Source organism: Flavobacterium sp. FlaQc-57 (assembly GCF_044007395.1).
Lineage (GTDB): Bacteria > Bacteroidota > Bacteroidia > Flavobacteriales > Flavobacteriaceae > Flavobacterium.
In genome coordinates this window covers 789,231-807,227 of the sequence record NZ_JBIPDA010000001.1, presented here as the reverse complement: position 1 = coordinate 807,227, position 17,997 = coordinate 789,231, and the positions used below count along the sequence as shown (strand labels likewise).

Sequence of the window (17,997 nt, the reverse complement as noted above, 5' to 3'; positions counted from 1 at the left end):
GAGGCGCACAGCAGTGCGTCTCTTTTATAGTAGCAAAGTTGCAAAGGTTTTTGGGCTAGTTTGTAAAACTTTGTACCTCTAAGCCTTTGTAACTTTGTCCCTTTTTTATTAATCAAATAAATCCGAAGACAAATAGCGATCTCCACGATCGCAAATAACTGCTACAATAACACCTGATTCGAGTTGTTCGGCAATTTTTAAAGCTACAGCAACAGAACCACCGCTGCTCATTCCAGCAAAAACACCTTCTTCGAGAGCTAGTCTCTTTGTCATTATTCTGGCTTCTTCTTCACTTACATCGACAACCGTGTCAACTTTTGAAGCATCAAATATTTTAGGTAAATATTCTTGTGGCCATTTACGAATTCCGGGAATTTGAGATCCGTCGCTTGGTTGTGCACCAACGATCTGAATTGCCGGATTTTTTTCTTTTAAATAAGTCGAAGTTCCAATAATAGTTCCGGTTGTTCCCATTGCCGAAACAAAATGCGTTACAGTTCCATCAGTATCATTCCAAATTTCAGGACCAGTAGTTTTATAATGTGCTTTCCAGTTGTCATCATTTGCAAATTGATTTAGCATTAAATAACCGCCTTCTGCGACTTTTTTGTCGGCATAGTCACGCGAACCTATAATTCCTTCACTAGCGGGCGTTAAAATAACTGTAGCGCCATATGCTCGCATGGTTTGTGTTCTTTCTTTTGTAGAATCTTCCGGTAAAACCAATTCGATCTCGATTTGAAACAATTGAGCAATCATGGCAAGGGCAATTCCTGTATTTCCACTCGTAGCTTCGATTAATTTGTCTCCTTTTTTAATTTCGCCTCTTTCAAGAGCCGAAGCAATCATATTGTATGCTGCTCTGTCTTTTACACTTCCGCCAGGATTATTTCCTTCGAGTTTAAGTAAAAGTTTTACGTTTTTATTTTTAACCAAATTGACAGTTTCCATCAATGGAGTGTTTCCAATTAGGTTTAGCAATTTCTGTGGACCCATTTTATTTTTTTTCTTTTATTTTAACTTCAGTTGTAGTAGTGTTCAAAACGATAGAATCTGCCGGGATTGATTTTGTAACCCATGCATTTCCTCCAACGATGCTATTCTTGCCAATAACTGTTGCGCCTCCTAAAATAGTTGCGTTAGCATAAATGCAAACATTTTTTTCGACAGTTGGATGACGTTTTGCATTTTTCATGTCCTTGCTCACACTCAAAGCACCTAAAGTAACTCCCTGATAAATTTTTACATGTTTTTCGATCACAGTAGTTTCTCCAATAACAATACCTGTAGCGTGATCTATGAAAAATGGAGATGCGATTTGAGCACCGGCGTGTATATCAGTTCCTGTTATTCTATGCGCATATTCGCTCATTAATCTTGAGAAAAGTAATAAATCAAGAAGATATAACTCGTGACTTAATCTGTAAATCGCGATGGCATAAAAACCAGGATAGCCTAAATAAACTTCGTCGATACTATTTGAGGCAGGATCATTTTCTAAAATATATTCCGCGTCCTCATTTAGCTTTTCTAAAACCCCGGGAAGCTTTTCAAGAAATCTATCCCAAATCGATTCGCATAAATTTTCAGGTTTTTTGCAGGCCAAAACGGCAATTTCTTTAAAGCGTATTTCAAGTTCATTGATGCTTTCGTCTAGAGCGGCATTCGAATCAAAAAGAGTATAAAAAAGCTTTTCAGTAAAATTTTCAGTTTTGGTTTTGATTCCGTAATTTATGTTAGAATGGCTTTTTAAGGCTTTTATGTTCTGTATAATAGTTTCTTTTGTCACAATTATAAAATTGAGTGGATAATTTAAAACGTTAAAAGTAAGGTGTTTTTTGTAAATAAAGGCACGAATTTTATAAAGAAATTTTGTGTTGCAAATTCTATTTGTGATAAAAAAAAGAAACGTTATTGGTGTTGTTTTATATGATTCTTAAGAAGTTAAATGCGTAAATTAGCGAGTAAAAATTATAAAAATGAAAAACAATTCAACTTTTAAGAGCGCTATTTCTGCTTTAGATTTTCCCGAAAGTGAGAAAATTTATGGAAAATCAATACATGATCCCATTTTAGGCCTTATTATTAAAGATTACCCATCGTTTACTGATACCGATTGTATTGCTGTTAAAGAGTTAAATGAATACCGTCAAAAATACATTTCGAATTATTTATCGACTGAAATAGGAGCGCTTTCAGATCTTGAAAAAAGCGTTATTTTATCTTTAAAAGAAGATAAATCGATTGTTACCACTGTTGAAGATGAGTCTGAGACAAGAGATTTTGGACAAAGAGTGGCGGATCAGGTGGCAGATTTTGGAGGAAGCTGGACTTTTATTATATCCTTTTTGGCTTTTATCGTGGTCTGGATTGGTTCAAATGTTTACATTTTGGTTAATAAAGGATTTGATCCTTATCCGTTTATTTTGTTGAATTTGATATTATCCTGTATTGCCGCATTGCAAGCTCCGGTTATTATGATGAGTCAAAATCGTCAGGAAGAAAAGGATCGAAACAGAGCAAAAAAAGATTATATGATTAACCTAAAATCTGAATTAGAGATCAGAATGATTCATGATAAAATTGATCATTTGATCATGCATCAGCAACAAGAATTAATCGAGATTCAAAAAGTTCAAATCGAAATGATGAACGATATTTTGAATCAAATCAAAAAATAAATTCTTACAAAAATCAAATATAAAAGTGTTTGTAATAATAACCGCCAATCATAAAAAATAGATTTATTGTACCAAAAATCCAAAGTGATTTTTGATAATTTTTAGACCTGTCTGAAAAATGAAAAATCAAAACTACTAAAAATATAAGTAAAGAATAAAGTGCCGGATACATCTCAAAAGCGTCTGAGAATTTGCCTTTAAAAAGTAAGAAAATGGCGCGCTGAAAACCACATCCTAAACAGTCAAAACCGAAGAGTGTTTTGAAGAGGCAGGGAAGCATATAGTTTTCTAAATTCACAGGTTTTGTTTTATGCAATTTTACAAAAAAAAGTTGAAGCTTTTTTCAGGCGGAAAGAACTGCTAGTTTAAAGTTTCATACTTTTGAAATCTTAATACCTAAAAAGAATGAAAGCGTTTAAAATTTTAATAATGATTCTTGCTATTTCAGTTGCATTATACGAGCAAGTTTCAGCAGAAAAAAACATCTATATAATGGTAATTGCAATTGCAGTTTTTATGTATGGAATGATGCAGCTAAGTGCAAAAACACCAAGTAAAAATCAAGATAAAGAAGAGCAGGATGTTGACTAAAGGAGATAAGGTTTCAGTTTTAGATGAAGCTATAAACGGAACAGTAGTTTCAGTGAAAAACAATGAGGTTTTGATTGAAACAGAGGATGGATTTATGATGACATTTTTTGTCAATGAATTACTTAAAATGCAAGAATCCAGTAATTTAATGAATTCTATTAAAAGAATTAATTTAGATGATATTTCTAAAGAGAAAGCAGAGCCAAAAGCACGAAGTTTTGTCAAAGAAAAGAAAGATAAGCGCGAAATTTCGGCGCCTGAATTTGATTTACATATTGAAAAATTGGTTCCAAATAAACGCGGAATGTCCAATTATGACATTCTAACTTTGCAAACTGAAACAGCAAAAAGACATATTGAATTTGCGATTAGAAACCGAATTCCTAAGATTGTTTTTATTCATGGTGTTGGTGAAGGAATTCTAAAAGCCGAACTCGATTTTTTATTGGGCCGTTATGATGGTGTAGATTTTCAGGACGCCAATTATCAAAAATATGGCTTAGGTGCGACCGAAGTTTATTTTAGGCAAAATACCAAATAGTCATCTTTTTTGGTTTTAAAACTGCTGATTTTAAAGCATAAAAAAACGTCCGTTTTTCTTTCTAATTTACTGTGAAATTAGTTTAGAAAAACGGACGTTTTTTTGTAAGAATTTTAAAAAAGGCTTTTGGTTTTTAAACCACTTTTTTTACTGTTATTTTGCAGTCACAAAAGTTCCTAATAAAAAACTGGTGCCAAGCTTAAAAGAGCTATTGCTTTTCCTTAATGTTGCATTTGCAAGAACGACTTTGTGTCTGTAAACTTTTTCTTCTTCTGTCGTCGTTACCTGTATAATCCCACTTACATTTGCAACTCCGTCTTTACCATACCAATTGTCTAATACTGGTGGGGTTGTTGGTGTTTTGTCAGTACAAAAATAGGTAGACGTTTCGGCAGGTAAAGTACCACTGTAAGTTCTGTAATAAACTTTATTCATTGTTCCGTTTAAATTGATCAGGCTAGTTCTTGGTGTGCCTACCGGAGTAGCTGAATTATCAATTAAAGCAGGGTCGAGATTTTCAATAACTAGCGAAGATATACCATTATCATTATAGATTTTTTTGGCGGTAGGACAATAATCCGCATTTTCATCCGTGAAAGATACTACTACCGGATTTGTTACGGTTGTTTTTAGATCTCCAAAAGGAAATTCTGCCATAACCTGGTCGATTCCGCTAGGCTTTAAAAATGTGATGTTTTTAAAATTAATGCTATGGTTGTATCCTGTTATTTTGCTGCTTCCTGTTGTAGCGTCAGTTTCTTCAATTTGTGCAGTCGCGATTTGGATTACGCCAGAAATTGCTAACCATTCTTGCGTTACGTTTGGCGTTTTTGGCGGTATTGCACCACAAATATTTGCGGTTGCTACTGTGCCATCATATGCTCGGTATAAAAAACGGTACGAACCATTTCCGTCTTGATCAATGTTGTAGATTAAGGGATCGTTAGGTAGTGTTGGATCATTTTTAATACTTCCTGCGGGCAATTGAAGCAATAAAGATTCCTGAGCTTTAAGTTTATAAATTAAAGTATTAATAAGCGGATCGCAACTTTGTGCTGAAATAGCATCAAAATCAACAGAATCTACTGTTAAATCACCATCATCGCAACCGTTTAATAAAAGCGCAAATAATAGAAGGCTTGCATATTTTTTCATTGTAATTTTATTTGACGTCAAAAATAGTGAAAAATTTGGCAAATGATATTCAAGATTAGACAATTGATATTTCTTAACTTTGCAGCAATGAAAAAAGTATACCTCGACAACGCATCAACAACAGCTATGCGCCCTGAAGTTATTCAGGAGATGACAAAAGTAATGACAGAAGATTTTGGTAATCCATCGTCTACACACAGTTTTGGGAGAAACGGAAAGACTATTTTAGAGCTTTCCAGAAAGAGTATTGCCAAGCATTTAAATTGTACTGCTCAAGAGATTATTTTTACTTCGGGAGGAACTGAAGCGGATAATTGGATTCTTCGTTCTGCTGTTGAAGATCTTAAAATCGAACGCATAATCACAACAAAAATAGAGCATCATGCAGTTCTCCATACAGTTTTAGTGCTGGAATCTGAGTATAATGTTCAGGTCGATTATGTTAAGATAAACCCTGACGGAAGCATAGATTTGACGCATTTATCAAATTTATTGGCTGAAGAAAAAAAGACAATTGTTAGTTTAATGCATGTAAATAACGAAACAGGGACTATTTTAGATCTTGATAGAGTTGGAGTTATTTGCAAGCAATATAATGTCTTATTTCACTCAGATACTGTTCAGTCTGTTGGTAAAACGGAGATTGATCTTCAAAAAACACCAGTTGATTTTATTGTAGCAAGTGCACATAAGTTTCACGGGCCAAAAGGAGTTGGTTTTGCATTTATTAGAAAAAACTCTGGTTTGCAGCCTTTAATTTTTGGTGGAGAACAAGAAAAAGGACTTCGTGCAGGAACTGAAGCGGTACATCAAATTGCCGGAATGGCAAAAGCTTTGTCAATTTCTTACGAGAATTTAGATAAAGAAAGAAGTCAAATAACAGGCTTAAAAATGTATCTTATTGGTCAGCTTGAGATTCATTTTCCAGGTTTTAGAATCAACGGTAAAAAAGACGATTTTTACAATATTATCAATATTATCTTGCCTTTTTCTGAAGATAAAACGGCAATGCTTTTGTTTAGTTTAGATATGAAAGGAATTGCGGTTTCGAGAGGAAGCGCCTGTCAATCCGGAAGTATAAAACCCTCGCATGTTTTAAAAGAAATGTTATCGGAGACGGATTTAAAATTACCAAATCTTCGAATTTCATTCAGTCATTTTAATACCAAAGAAGATATCGATTGGTTGATTGAGAGTTTGAAAACTGTTTAAGAGGTTCAAAGGCGCAAAGTCACAAAGGTCCAAAGGTTGTGTTAAATATCCTTCGACTTTGCTCAGGATGACAGATAGATTTGTCAGGCTGAGCGAAATCGAAGCTTCTTATTTACGAATAACTCTTACTTGTGAGTCATTCGTTAGTTTGATAATTGTTGAAGGTTTTCCTGCAACTCTGTCGTGATACAGATTAACTACATAATCTACACCTTTAACAATTTCAGGATTAATATCCTTAAAAGCAATTGGAGTAGGTTGTCCTGAAATATTAGCTGATGTTGAAACCAATGGTTTTTTCATTCGCTCTAATAATTTAAAACAAAAAGGTTCTTTTACCAGGCGAATTCCTAGTGAATTATCTGCAGCGATGATATTTGGAGCGACATTTCTTGGCTCATCCAAAATTAAAGTGGTTGGTTTTTCAGATAAATCTAAGATTTGCCAAGCTACTTCGGGAATGTTTTTAAATACATTGTACATCATTTTTTCCCCGTTCATTAATACAATCATACTTTGCGTTTCAGCGCGTTGTTTGAGTTTGTATATTTTGGCAACAGCTTCAGGGTTTGTGGCATCACAGCCAATTCCCCAAACAGTGTCAGTTGGATAAAGAATGATTCCGCCTTCTTTTATGACTTCGTAAGCTTTTAATATTTCTTCGTTCATTTTATCAATTATAATGTGCTCAATTAAGAGTGTAAAGGTATGAATAAAAAGAAGAATATTTTTTTTGTTATAAACGATAGAATAGCAATACGAAGTACTAATTTATTACAACTTTTTGTTGTTTTTTCGTTTTTGACAAAGCCATTAATGGAGCTTCAATATATTTGAAAGTAAGCTGAGATACAAGTATCAGAGGTAAAACTGATAATGTTATGATCGACCAAAATTCAGCATCAGTTAGTGTTTTTGCTCTTTCAAATCCAATTAAAAAGTAAAAGATAAGGAATAGCAAAATACCATGAAGTAGATAAAGGCTGTAGGTTATTTGTCCTAATTTTCGAGAAAATACACTAGACAGTATTCCAAAAAAGTTGTTTCCTGATGCAATTATTAAAAATACAACTGAACTTATAATTATCGGAATTGGTTTTCTGCCGCTATTGAAAAAATACACTAGAATAGTTAGTAAACAGATGGCTAAAAGCGCATATTTTTTTTGCTTTAGAATGTTTTTAAACTTTTTGCTATTTGCTAATATTGCCACACAAATTCCTCCAACAAAAGGCATAAAATGACGTAATGAAGATTTGTTTAAAATCATTATTATCGCTGCTGCGGCTGTAAAACCAAGTACTGCTTTTAAATTGACTTTTATTTTGAACCATAAAGCGATAAGCGGCAATAAAAAATAAAATGTCCATTCGTATGGTAAAGTCCAGGTTATTCCCGCGTTCAAAATAAAAGTATCTTCTAACCCGTTAATATTTGAATTTTTCTTACTGATGTTAAAAAACAACCAGGAAAGTATGCTTTTTAAGTTTTCAAGAAAAGGAACTCTAAGTGTAAATTGAGTTAAGTATGCTACTAAAATAAAGACAATGCATATCGAGAAAAAGTACATTGGAAATAGTCTGAAAAACCGTGCTTTAAGATATTCTGACCAATTAATTTCGCCACTTTTATTATTGAATAATTTAGTAGTAAATAAAAAAGCAGTAATTATAAAGAAGAAAACTACTGTCGTTTCTCCAAATTGATTGAATAAATTAGATTTCGGATCATCCCAATTTTCTGTACGTAAAAAAACTTGCCAGATATAACTGTGATGTAAAAAAACAAAAAAAGCCAAATAACCTCTTAATCCATCAATCTCAGGATAACGAATATCAATTAAATCGATCTTTACAAACTTGTTTACAAGTAAAACAGAAAGAGTTAAAACAACTAGTATTGCAATTAAAAACAGAGATATAGTGATATTCATCTTTTAGTTATGTGATTGAATAACACCGAATTCGATTGATGAAATGATAAAGTGTTATTTTTTAATTTTTTGCAAACATAATGAATGATTAATTAAAATTGACAGAATAGTTTTGTGAAAAATACTTTTTTTTATACTTGCGACATTGTTTACTGAAGTTTAAAACATGAAATTGTTTTAAGTAATTGAAAATTAAATGTTTAGATATTTTTTTATCTAGTGGATTGAAAACAAAATAATAGAAATTATGATTTATTTTTAAAAAAAGACCCTTTCAGTCCATCCTTCTAATGTGTATTTATTGTAAACTGAATCAGGAATTTTTTCATATTCATTTTCGAAAAAAGTTGCCGGAATGACTGGATTTTTTTCGTCAATTATAAGGATATTATTAGGATTGTAAAAATCGTAATTTTTGATATCGGCATTGGTTGTAATGAGTTTTTTTCCTAAACCAAGACTTTCGAAAACTCGAAAAGTTAAACCTGTCTGGCCAATTCTATTAATGTCCAGCAATACTTTTGAGCGGTTTATATAATGATTAACTTCTGATAAAGGCATGTGTTTATTGATGTAAGCAATGCTGTCATTTGTTGGTTCGTGCTTTTTATCATAAACGATAAATTTAAAATCGATTTTTTTTGATTCTAATTCTTTTGCAACGCGCAATAAAATAGGTAATCTTTTATCTACTGAACTGATATTGAAAACATCATATTCAAAATTAGTATTTGCAATTGTTTCAGAATTATAGATCCAATTTGGAGCAAATTTTAAATCGAATTTTTCGCAATCTTCTTTTTCAAATGAAAAAACTTCATCAAATGACGCAACAACACGTGCTATTTTTGGACAACGGAAACTATTGTCATTAAAAAAACCGATTGATTTTTTGGTGTATTTTTTAAATTCCAGAATGCTTTTCGGATCAATAAAATCCCCCTTTATAGTTAAAATAAAATCTTGAATTTCTTTATTTTCCTGTAAATGTCTGATAACTTCTTTTCCGTAATATAAATTCTTCAAGTTTATTTTGAAAAGGTTTTTTAAAATAAAATTGTAAACTTTATGAAAAGGTGTTGGGTATTTATATTTGAAACTATTAAAATCAATATGGCGTACAGTATGCCCTTGTTTCTCTAGACTTGTGGCAATATGCTTGTTGAGTCCCCAATTATCAAAACTTACTAAGGTTATTTGCATTATCTATGCTTTTGTTTTTATTAGTTGGTAAAACTAACTAAATTTGCCGAAACATTTTTTATGATTTTCAGATTAAATCAGGGGTATGAGAATTTTAAGGATACTCTTTTAGAGTATGTCAATTTTTTTGATACCAAAGGAGAAAATTTTGTTAACGGTCAGCGTAATCAGATTAAGCTTTTTAAGTTAGATCAAACGACGATTAATATAAAGTCTTTCAAAGTACCTCACTTTATTAATAAAATTGCTTATCGTTATTTCCGAAAATCAAAAGCAAAACGCTCATTCGAGTTTGCAAATAAATTGTTGGAGTTAGGAATTGGTACACCAAAACCAATCGCTTTTTATGAGTTTTCTACTTTTTTGGGATTAGGAAAAAGTTATTATGTTAGCGAACAGCTTGTGTGCGATTTGACATATAGAGAATTGGTAGAAATTCCTGATTATCCGGATCACGACAATATATTAAGGCAGTTCACTAAATTTACATTTGATTTGCATCAAAAAGGAGTTGAATTTCTAGATCATTCTCCTGGAAACACCTTAATTAAAAAAGTAATTGAAAATCAATATGATTTCTTCTTAGTCGATTTAAATCGAATGAATTTTCATGATACAATGAGTTTTGAACAGCGCATGAATAATTTTAGACGTTTGACGCCTAGAAAAGACATGATCGAAGTAATGAGTAATGAATATGCGAAGTTTTACACTGATAAGACTGAAGCAGAGATATTTGAAACAATGTGGCATGCTACAACTCATTTTCAAGAAGAATTCGCTAAAAAGAAAAGGCTTAAAAAGAAACTTAAATTCTGGAAAGCCTAGTAGTTTGATAATTAGTGTGATGAGTTTTCTGCTTTTTTTAATGTAATTTTTTTCTTATTTATTAAATTTAAGAAAAAAGCTATTTTTATTTCTGATTTCATATATTTAGGAAAAATTATATATATGAATTACGACAATAAACCAGATCATTACTATAGTAAAGTTCGTTTTGAAATGCTGAAATACTTGCCGGATCACGCCACTAAGATATTAGAAGTAGGTTGTGGAAATGGATGTTTTGGCGAATTAATCAAAAAAGATAATAATAAAGAAGTCTGGGGTATTGAAATGATGCCTGAAGAAGGTGAAAAAGCTAAAAAAGTTTTAGATAAAGCATTCGTTGGAAAGTGCGAAGATTTTATTAATGATTTGCCGGACAATTACTTCGATGTTATTTACTTTAATGATGTTCTGGAGCATATATATGATCCTTATGCATTGCTAAAAGAGATTAAAAAGAAGCTTTCAGATAAAGGAGTGGTTATAAGCTCTATTCCAAATATCAGATATCACAATCAAATGACCATGTTTTTATGGAAGAAAGATTGGAAATATGAGCAACATGGAGTTATGGACTTCACACATATGAGATTCTTTACCGGAAAAAGTATAAAAAGAATGTATGAAGAAGCGGGATATGTTGTTAAAATAAATGAAGGAATTAGAAGAACCAAGTCTTTAAAACCTTATTTATTTAATATCTTGTTTTTGTTTACTCAAATGGATATTTTTTACTTGCAATATGCTACTGTTGCTTCAAAGTCTTAACTTTTTTGAGTTCCTTAAAACGGACAGCAACACTCAAAGCATTTAAATAACAAATGATAATTCCTTTTTTTCCGTCTAAAAAACCAAGACGGACAATATATTGATTTAAAAATTGATACGCAGGACGAATGTAAAAATGAAAGAAATTAGGATTGGTTTTCTTTTGCAATTCTTCCTGCACTTTCAACTTACCATACAGAATCATTTTTTTCTTGTAATCAGCATAGCTGGAATAGGAGTAGTGAGTAAGCTTGTTTTTTAATTTGCTAACTTCTCCTTTTACAATTAATTTTTCGTGAACAATTTTTTCGTGGTTGTAAAAAGCATTCTCTTTTCTGAAAAGGCGAATAATTTTATCTGTTTGCCAACCGCTAAAATGCAATTTTTTGCCTTTGAACATAAAAGTTCGATACACAAAATAAGCAGTTGCACTATCTTTTTGATTGATAATGAAAGTAATTTCATCCAGAAGTTTTGCAGTCAGTCTCTCATCTGCATCCAAAAAAAGAATCCATGAATTTGTTGCAAGATTGAGTGCAAAATTACGCTGAGAGGCAAAATTATCAAATTTGCGTTGTACTACTTTTACATTCGGAATTGACGAAGCGATTTCAAAAGTTTTGTCTGAACTGAAAGAATCAACAACGATTATTTCATCGGCGAAAGCCAAATGATCAAGAACAGGTTTTATGTTTTGCTCTTCATTATAAGTAATTACCAACGCTGTTAAAGCTTGTTTATCAGACAAAATCATTAGATGGAAGTAGTAAGGTTTTTGTCTAAAAATAACTTGATTTTAGCTTCAAAATAGTCAGGTTTAAATTCCTGATATAATGATAAAGACTCTTTTTTGAGCATTTTTTCAGTTTTGTGCTCAAACAAATCAGTGCGGTAATCTTTTAAGTGTACTGAAAGATGATGGATTTCGTCTTCAAAAGTTGCCCAGATTTTCTTTTCAATCCAAGGAGAAAAAATGATGAATGATGGTTTGTCAAGTGCTTTTGCCATATTAATTGCGCCGCCGTCATTGCCAATAATTAAGTCGCATTGATTTACTAAACCGATAAAAGAACGCAAATCTCCGCCCAATAAATCAAAGTAAATTTTTTCCTGCGTTGAAGATTTACAAGCGTTAAAAACGATTTTGGCCTTTTCAATTTGTTTCGGAAAATAATTAAAGAGGATATTCACATTGGCATTATCAGCAATAAAATCAACCACTTTGGCCATGAATTCTAAAGGATATGTTTTTAGATCTTCGCTTCCTAAAAGACTGATCATGACTGTTTTTCGATCTTTTTGAACATTGTGTTTTTCAAAAAGTGCAATAGCTTCTTTATTTTCTTCTTCAGAGACAAATAATTTTGGAATTGGATCTATTTCAATTTTTAAATCTAAAGGTTCTAATAGTGACAGTCGTCTTTCGATAGCTAAACCTAAATTGGTTTTCGGAAAAGGTTCAAAAGGTACATTATCAGTATATAAAAAGTTTCTTCCAGGCTTTTTATAAGATATTTTTTGTTTGGCATTGCTTAGTAAAACCAATATCCAGCTTTCTAATTTTGAATAAGCATCAATTAATAAATCGTATTTTTCTTTTCGAATTTGCAAACCAAGATTTAGTAGTTCTTTTTTGCTTTTGCGATGTTTCTCTTCGAACAAAATAATATTGCTGATACTAGAATTTCCTTCTAAGACAGGAGTTGTCGACGCATAAACCAAATAATCGATTTGAGCGTCAGGATAAGCAGTGCGTAAATTGTTGCAAATTATGCTGCTAATCAAAACATCGCCAATCATTTTTTGTTGAATTACAAGTATCTTCATAGAGAAAACGGAATCTTTTTATAAGATTACAAATTGAAGCAAAAAAAATCCAAATTCCAATCATTATCAATTGGAATTTGGATTTTTAATTTGATTTATTTTAAAGCTTAAACAGCAACATCATATTCACGAAGTGCATTGTTTAATGAAGTTTTTAAATCTGTAGATGGTTTACGAGTACCAATAATTAAAGCGCAAGGCACTTGAAACTCTCCAGCTGCGAATTTTTTAGTATAACTACCAGGAATTACTACTGAACGAGCAGGAACAAAACCTTTCATTTCAACAGGCTCATCACCGGTTACATCGATAATTTTTGTTGAAGCAGTTAAACATACATTAGCACCAAGAACAGCTTCTTTACCAACATGAACTCCTTCTACAACAATACAACGAGAACCTATAAAAGCACCATCTTCAATAATTACCGGAGCAGCTTGCAATGGCTCTAAAACTCCACCAATTCCAACACCACCACTTAAGTGTACATTTTTACCAATTTGAGCACAACTACCTACAGTAGCCCAAGTATCAACCATTGTACCTTCGTCTACGTAAGCACCAATATTTACATAACTTGGCATTAAAATAACACCGCTTGAAATATAAGCTCCGTAACGCGCTACGGCATTAGGTACTACACGAATTCCTTTTTCAGCATAACCTCTTTTTAGCAACATTTTGTCGTGATATTCGAAAATACCAGACTCCCATGTTTCCATTTTTTGAATTGGGAAATACATAACAACTGCTTTCTTAACCCATTCGTTTACTTGCCACTTGTCACCAACTGGTTCAGCACAACGTAATTTTCCTGCATCAACTAGTTCGATAACTTCTCTAATAGCATCAGTTGTAGCAGTTTCTTGTAATAAAGCTCTGTTTTCCCAAGCTTGTTCAATTATAGTTTGTAAAGAATTCATAAGTTTTAATTTTTGGCAAAGATAACGTATTTGTGGAAAAGCAGAAAAGCAAAACCTTTGTAAAATGTTACATATTTAACTTTTTGTTTTTAATTTGATAAATAAATTTGTGCTTTAAATAAATCCAATTTAATTAACGGCCTCTAAAAGTTTTTTTAATATCAAAATATGACATAAATCAGATTTTGAATTTTTTCTTCTTTCTAATTTCGCGGCACAATTCCCAATATACCTTAATAAGGGAGTTAGAAATACATTCCAAAACAAAATATACAAGCAGCAAAAGATGAATCAAGAAAATCAACTTCAGAACCGAATTACAGTTATAGATAAAGAAGTCACGTGGGATAAAACTCAAATGATTATGAGTAAAACAAATGCTTTTGGTATTATTGAATATGCCAATGAAGTTTTTGTTGATGTATCCGGTTATGAAGATTACGAATTAATGGGGCAGCCACATAATATGATACGTCATCCTGATATGCCAAAAGTTATTTTTAAAGTGCTTTGGGAGAATCTGAAAGCTGGAAAAAACTTTCATGCCATCGTTAAAAACCTGGCAAAGTCAGGACGGTATTATTGGGTTGTTACTGATTTTGAAATTGCAAAAGATGAAAACGGTGTTATTGTAAATTATTTTGGAAGAAGACAAGCTGTTCCGCAAGAAGTTATTTCGCTGCATATTGAACCCTTATATAAAAAGTTATTGCAAATTGAAGCGGCAAGCGGAGTAGAGTTTGGTGAGAAATATTTGATCGGATTTTTAGAAGAAAAAAAGAGAACTTATGTTGAATATATTAAGGAGTTAATATATGAACATGAAAAAGCGCAATCGAAGTTTGCTCAGTATGAAGAACAGGATGATGAGGAAGAGGAGGAAAGAGGTTTTTTTAGACGCTTATTTAATAGATAGATTATTTGTAGTTTTTTTTAGTTTTAAATATTTGGATAAAAAATCCGTTTTGAGTTTGTCAAAACGGATTTTTTTGTGTGATTTATTCAAAAGTATAATGCAATAATTGTCTTTTAAAAATGTTTATATTTGTATGATAAATTGGAGTGTTATGGAAGCGATCAGATTAGAATTTCAACCTGAAATTAAAGAAAAAATATTAAAGTTTTTAAGTTCATTTTCCTCGGATGAATTGGTAATAATTGAAGAAGATCCTAATTTTGATGCAAATAAAAAAAAGCTTGAAGCTTCACTGGCTAAAGTGAAAAATGGTACAGCAAAATTGTACACATTCGAAGAAGCAGACAAAATCTTAGAAAAAACAATTTCTAAATATGAAGATTAGTTTTACAGAAGATTTTTTATTTGCCTTGAATGAACAAGTTGATTATATAGCTCGAGATAAACCAAAAGCAGCTAGAAAATTTAAAAATGATTTAATCCAAAAAATAAAAAAAGATATTCAAAGTCCTTATTCTTTTAAAAAATCGATTTATTTTAATGACGAAACAATAAGAGATTATGCTTATAAAGGATATACAGCAGTCTATAAAATTGATAAAAAACAAGAAGCTATTTTTGTTTTAGGATTTATTAAATACAAAGATTCTCTTTAGGTTTATGAAATTTCCTTTCTATCTTTGACAAAACTTACAAAATGCCAAGAGTACTTTCTATAGACTACGGACAAAAACGTACCGGAATTGCTGTTACTGACGAAATGCAAATTATAGCGTCGGGTTTAACTACAATTCCAACCAATACTGTAATTGATTTTTTAAAAGACTATTTTGCTAAAGAAAAGGTGGAAACGGTGTTAATTGGCGAACCAAAACAAATGAACGGAGAGCCGTCACAAAGTGCTTCAATAATTAAAGGATTTGTGACTCATTTTTCTAATATTTTTCCAGATATGAAAGTCGTTCGTGTAGATGAACGTTTTACTTCAAAAATGGCATTCCAAACCATGATTGATAGCGGATTGAGTAAAAAACAACGTCAAAATAAAGGATTAATTGATGAAATTTCGGCTACAATAATGCTTCAGGATTATCTTTCTTCAAAACGATTTTAATTTTTCTTTCATTTTGGCTTAAAAGTCTGTTATTTTTAATAAAAACATAACTTTTATCATGTAAAATTAGTTTTTTTTTGCAATTATAAAAAGTACCTTTGCACTTTAAAAACAATACTGTTATGCCTAACGAGACAATACGTTCTAATAGTGAAGTAGTACTAATTGGAGCGGGAATAATGAGTGCCACTCTTGGAGTAATTTTGAAAGAATTACAACCTGATATTAAAATTGAAATTTACGAAAGATTAGATGTTGCCGCTGCAGAAAGCTCAGATGCTTGGAATAATGCGGGTACGGGACACTCGGCTTTTTGTGAGCTAAATTACACTCCGGAAAAGGCTGACGGAAGTATTGATCCTAAAAAAGCAATTAGTATAGCAGAATCTTTCGAGATTTCTCGCCAGTTTTGGTCTTATTTAGTACAAGAGAATAAAGTACCATCTCCAGATAATTTTATTAAAAGTGTTCCTCATATGAGTTTTGTTTGGGGAGAAAAAAATGTTGAATATCTTAAAAAGAGATTTGCAGCATTACAAAGCAATCCTATTTTTTCTCAAATGGAATTTAGTTCTGATATTGAGCAGTTAAAAAAATGGATGCCACTTGTTATGGAAGGTAGAGATCCTAACGAAAAATTAGCAGCTACTCATATGGAAATTGGTACTGATGTTAATTTTGGAGCTTTGACCAGAAGCATGTTTAGTTATTTAGAAAAATTGGATGGTGTTTCTATTTATTTTAATCATGAAGTTGAAAAATTAAAACAACGTGACGATAAATCATGGCGAATTAAAGTTACAGATTTAGCAACAGGTCAAAAACGAAAAGCATATACTAAATTTGTATTCATTGGTGCTGGTGGAGGTTCATTACCTTTATTAGAAAAAGCAAACGTTCCTGAAGGAAGTGGTTACGGTGGTTTCCCGGTAAGCGGACAATGGTTAAAATGTACAAATCCTGAAGTAATTGCAAAACATCAGGCAAAAGTATACGGAAAAGCAAGCGTTGGAGCACCTCCAATGTCTGTTCCTCATATTGATACACGTGTTATTGATGGTGAAAAAGCATTACTTTTTGGTCCTTTTGCAGGATTTTCAACACGTTTCTTAAAAAATGGTTCATACTTAGATTTACCTTTATCAATTAAGGCAAATAATTTAGTTCCGATGTTATCTGCAGGATTTCATAATATTCCTTTAACTAAATATTTAATTGAGCAAGTTCGTCAGTCTCCAAAAGACAGAATGAAAGCTTTACGCGAATATTTACCTTCAGCACGTTCGAAAGACTGGAAATTAGAGAAAGCAGGACAACGTGTTCAGGTGATTAAAAAAGATGAGAAAGAAGGTGGTGTTTTAGAATTTGGAACAGAGGTAATCAATACACATGACGGAACTTTAGCAGTTTTACTAGGAGCATCTCCCGGAGCATCAACTGCAGTTGCGATCATGATTGATTTGGTAAGCAGATGTTTTACGGATCAAATTAAAACACCGGAGTGGGAAGCAAAATTGAAAAATATGATTCCTTCATACGGACAAACTTTAAATGATAAACCTGAATTTTTAGCTGAACTAAGAAAACATACATCTGAAGTTTTGAAACTAAATAATTAGAAATTTATAACAATTTCTAAAATGGAAATATAAAATAAAGGGCTTAGTTTTGTACGCAAACTAAGCCCTTTTTGTTTACATCAAAAAAAAGAGACTATGACAATTTCTAAAAAAAATGAACCGGCAGCTTTGATTTTAATAGATATTCAAAAAGGATTCGATAATGTTGAATATTGGGGCGGACAAAGAAATAATCTGGATGCAGAAAAGAATGCAAGTGAAATATTAAATCTTTGGAGGGAGAACAATCTTCCGGTTTTTCATATTAAACATTGTTCTTCAAATCCAAATTCACTGCTTAATGAAAATAGTGCTGGAAACGAATTTAAAGATTTGGTTAAGCCAATTGATGGAGAAATCATAATCAGAAAAAATGTAAACAGTGCATTTATTGGTACCAATTTAAAAGAGCAATTAGATAGCGCTAATATTAAAACACTTGTGATTGTAGGTTTAACCACAGATCATTGTGTGTCGACGACAACCAGAATGGCAGGTAATTTTGGATATGAAACTTTTGTTGTTTCAGATGCAACCGCAACTTTTAATAAAAAAGGCCTGAATGGACAAAATTATACTGCTGAATTAATTCATGAAACAGCACTTGCAAGTTTGAATGAAGAATTTGCAACTGTAATAACAACAGATTTTTTAAAACAGAATATTATTTAGGTAAAAGAGATAGT

General features: G+C 31.9%; 22 protein-coding genes. 12 read left to right on the top strand and 10 right to left on the bottom strand.

The window, feature by feature from the left end:
• Nucleotides 1-108: 108 nt before the first annotated feature.
• Together cysM and epsC are read right to left on the bottom strand one after the other, a co-directional pair.
• Complete coding sequence (cysM, locus tag ACHRVZ_RS03420; RefSeq protein ID WP_395420776.1) at nucleotides 109-996, bottom strand: cysteine synthase CysM; 888 nt, start codon at nucleotides 994-996, stop codon at nucleotides 109-111.
• A gap of 1 nt (nucleotide 997) precedes the next feature.
• A complete protein-coding gene (epsC, locus tag ACHRVZ_RS03415; protein WP_395420775.1) occupies nucleotides 998-1,789 on the bottom strand; it encodes a serine O-acetyltransferase EpsC in 792 nt (263 codons plus the stop codon).
• 190 nt (nucleotides 1,790-1,979) lie between these two features.
• Here epsC and ACHRVZ_RS03410 point away from each other — a divergent pair, with 190 nt between their 5' ends.
• Nucleotides 1,980-2,681 (top strand): DUF1003 domain-containing protein, encoded by a 702-nt coding sequence (locus ACHRVZ_RS03410; RefSeq protein ID WP_395420774.1) that lies wholly within the window; start codon nucleotides 1,980-1,982, stop codon nucleotides 2,679-2,681.
• A 13-nt stretch (nucleotides 2,682-2,694) separates the two neighbouring features.
• Here the strand turns inward: ACHRVZ_RS03410 and ACHRVZ_RS03405 are convergent, their stop codons facing one another.
• Nucleotides 2,695-2,961: a DUF2752 domain-containing protein gene (locus ACHRVZ_RS03405; RefSeq protein ID WP_395421287.1), complete on the bottom strand. Its 267-nt coding sequence runs from the start codon at nucleotides 2,959-2,961 to the stop codon at nucleotides 2,695-2,697.
• Nucleotides 2,962-3,086: 125 nt separating this feature from the next.
• On the opposite strand from ACHRVZ_RS03405, the gene ACHRVZ_RS03400 reads away from it, so the two are divergent.
• Nucleotides 3,087-3,272 carry a hypothetical protein gene (locus ACHRVZ_RS03400; protein ID WP_017498305.1) on the top strand — a complete coding sequence of 62 codons (186 nt, stop codon included), beginning with the start codon at nucleotides 3,087-3,089 and terminating at the stop codon, nucleotides 3,270-3,272.
• Nucleotides 3,262-3,813, top strand: coding sequence for a Smr/MutS family protein (locus ACHRVZ_RS03395; protein WP_395420773.1), 552 nt, complete (start codon nucleotides 3,262-3,264; stop codon nucleotides 3,811-3,813). The genes ACHRVZ_RS03400 and ACHRVZ_RS03395 overlap by 11 nt, the downstream gene beginning before the upstream one ends.
• 153 nt (nucleotides 3,814-3,966) lie before the next feature.
• Here the strand turns inward: ACHRVZ_RS03395 and ACHRVZ_RS03390 are convergent, their stop codons facing one another.
• Complete coding sequence (locus tag ACHRVZ_RS03390) at nucleotides 3,967-4,968, bottom strand: hypothetical protein (RefSeq protein WP_395420772.1); 1,002 nt, start codon at nucleotides 4,966-4,968, stop codon at nucleotides 3,967-3,969.
• 87 nt (nucleotides 4,969-5,055) lie between these two features.
• Here ACHRVZ_RS03390 and ACHRVZ_RS03385 point away from each other — a divergent pair, with 87 nt between their 5' ends.
• The gene (locus ACHRVZ_RS03385; protein ID WP_395420771.1) at nucleotides 5,056-6,180 is read left to right on the top strand and encodes a cysteine desulfurase family protein; all 1,125 of its coding nucleotides are present in this window, start codon (nucleotides 5,056-5,058) and stop codon (nucleotides 6,178-6,180) included.
• A gap of 108 nt (nucleotides 6,181-6,288) precedes the next feature.
• Here ACHRVZ_RS03385 and ACHRVZ_RS03380 read toward each other — a convergent pair whose 3' ends face one another.
• The 3 genes from ACHRVZ_RS03380 to ACHRVZ_RS03370 all read right to left on the bottom strand — a co-directional run bounded on the left by ACHRVZ_RS03380 (nucleotide 6,289) and on the right by ACHRVZ_RS03370 (nucleotide 9,316).
• On the bottom strand, nucleotides 6,289-6,849 hold the full coding sequence (locus ACHRVZ_RS03380; RefSeq protein WP_395420770.1) for an L-threonylcarbamoyladenylate synthase: 561 nt from the start codon (nucleotides 6,847-6,849) through the stop codon (nucleotides 6,289-6,291).
• A 97-nt stretch (nucleotides 6,850-6,946) separates the two neighbouring features.
• Complete coding sequence (locus ACHRVZ_RS03375; protein WP_395420769.1) at nucleotides 6,947-8,113, bottom strand: acyltransferase family protein; 1,167 nt, start codon at nucleotides 8,111-8,113, stop codon at nucleotides 6,947-6,949.
• A gap of 258 nt (nucleotides 8,114-8,371) precedes the next feature.
• Nucleotides 8,372-9,316 carry a hypothetical protein gene (locus ACHRVZ_RS03370; RefSeq protein ID WP_395420768.1) on the bottom strand — a complete coding sequence of 315 codons (945 nt, stop codon included), beginning with the start codon at nucleotides 9,314-9,316 and terminating at the stop codon, nucleotides 8,372-8,374.
• A gap of 60 nt (nucleotides 9,317-9,376) precedes the next feature.
• On the opposite strand from ACHRVZ_RS03370, the gene ACHRVZ_RS03365 reads away from it, so the two are divergent.
• Together ACHRVZ_RS03365 and ACHRVZ_RS03360 are read left to right on the top strand one after the other, a co-directional pair.
• Complete coding sequence (locus tag ACHRVZ_RS03365; RefSeq protein WP_395420767.1) at nucleotides 9,377-10,144, top strand: lipopolysaccharide kinase InaA family protein; 768 nt, start codon at nucleotides 9,377-9,379, stop codon at nucleotides 10,142-10,144.
• Between the two features lie 123 nt (nucleotides 10,145-10,267).
• Nucleotides 10,268-10,912: a class I SAM-dependent methyltransferase gene (locus tag ACHRVZ_RS03360; RefSeq protein ID WP_395420766.1), complete on the top strand. Its 645-nt coding sequence runs from the start codon at nucleotides 10,268-10,270 to the stop codon at nucleotides 10,910-10,912.
• Here ACHRVZ_RS03360 and ACHRVZ_RS03355 read toward each other — a convergent pair.
• The 3 genes from ACHRVZ_RS03355 to ACHRVZ_RS03345 form a co-directional block, all read right to left on the bottom strand.
• Nucleotides 10,890-11,666: a glycosyltransferase family 2 protein gene (locus tag ACHRVZ_RS03355; RefSeq protein ID WP_395420765.1), complete on the bottom strand. Its 777-nt coding sequence runs from the start codon at nucleotides 11,664-11,666 to the stop codon at nucleotides 10,890-10,892. The genes ACHRVZ_RS03360 and ACHRVZ_RS03355 overlap by 23 nt on opposite strands.
• Nucleotides 11,666-12,739 (bottom strand): glycosyltransferase family 9 protein, encoded by a 1,074-nt coding sequence (locus tag ACHRVZ_RS03350; RefSeq protein WP_395420764.1) that lies wholly within the window; start codon nucleotides 12,737-12,739, stop codon nucleotides 11,666-11,668. The genes ACHRVZ_RS03355 and ACHRVZ_RS03350 overlap by 1 nt, the downstream gene beginning before the upstream one ends.
• Before the next feature lie 107 nt (nucleotides 12,740-12,846).
• Nucleotides 12,847-13,662: a 2,3,4,5-tetrahydropyridine-2,6-dicarboxylate N-succinyltransferase gene (locus ACHRVZ_RS03345; RefSeq protein WP_035683702.1), complete on the bottom strand. Its 816-nt coding sequence runs from the start codon at nucleotides 13,660-13,662 to the stop codon at nucleotides 12,847-12,849.
• Nucleotides 13,663-13,948: 286 nt separating this feature from the next.
• On the opposite strand from ACHRVZ_RS03345, the gene ACHRVZ_RS03340 reads away from it, so the two are divergent.
• From ACHRVZ_RS03340 to ACHRVZ_RS03315, 6 genes are all read left to right on the top strand, one after another.
• Nucleotides 13,949-14,578, top strand: a complete 630-nt coding sequence (locus ACHRVZ_RS03340) for a PAS domain-containing protein (RefSeq protein ID WP_395420763.1) — start codon at nucleotides 13,949-13,951, stop codon at nucleotides 14,576-14,578.
• Nucleotides 14,579-14,711: 133 nt separating this feature from the next.
• Nucleotides 14,712-14,963, top strand: coding sequence for a hypothetical protein (locus ACHRVZ_RS03335; protein ID WP_395420762.1), 252 nt, complete (start codon nucleotides 14,712-14,714; stop codon nucleotides 14,961-14,963).
• On the top strand, nucleotides 14,953-15,234 hold the full coding sequence (locus ACHRVZ_RS03330; protein ID WP_395420761.1) for a type II toxin-antitoxin system RelE/ParE family toxin: 282 nt from the start codon (nucleotides 14,953-14,955) through the stop codon (nucleotides 15,232-15,234). Before ACHRVZ_RS03335 ends, ACHRVZ_RS03330 begins: the two co-directional genes overlap by 11 nt.
• 41 nt (nucleotides 15,235-15,275) lie before the next feature.
• Nucleotides 15,276-15,692, top strand: coding sequence for a Holliday junction resolvase RuvX (gene ruvX / locus ACHRVZ_RS03325; protein ID WP_395420760.1), 417 nt, complete (start codon nucleotides 15,276-15,278; stop codon nucleotides 15,690-15,692).
• Between the two features lie 122 nt (nucleotides 15,693-15,814).
• Nucleotides 15,815-17,311 carry a malate:quinone oxidoreductase gene (locus tag ACHRVZ_RS03320; RefSeq protein ID WP_395420759.1) on the top strand — a complete coding sequence of 499 codons (1,497 nt, stop codon included), beginning with the start codon at nucleotides 15,815-15,817 and terminating at the stop codon, nucleotides 17,309-17,311.
• A gap of 96 nt (nucleotides 17,312-17,407) precedes the next feature.
• Complete coding sequence (locus ACHRVZ_RS03315) at nucleotides 17,408-17,983, top strand: cysteine hydrolase family protein (protein ID WP_395420758.1); 576 nt, start codon at nucleotides 17,408-17,410, stop codon at nucleotides 17,981-17,983.
• Nucleotides 17,984-17,997 lie beyond the last annotated feature (14 nt).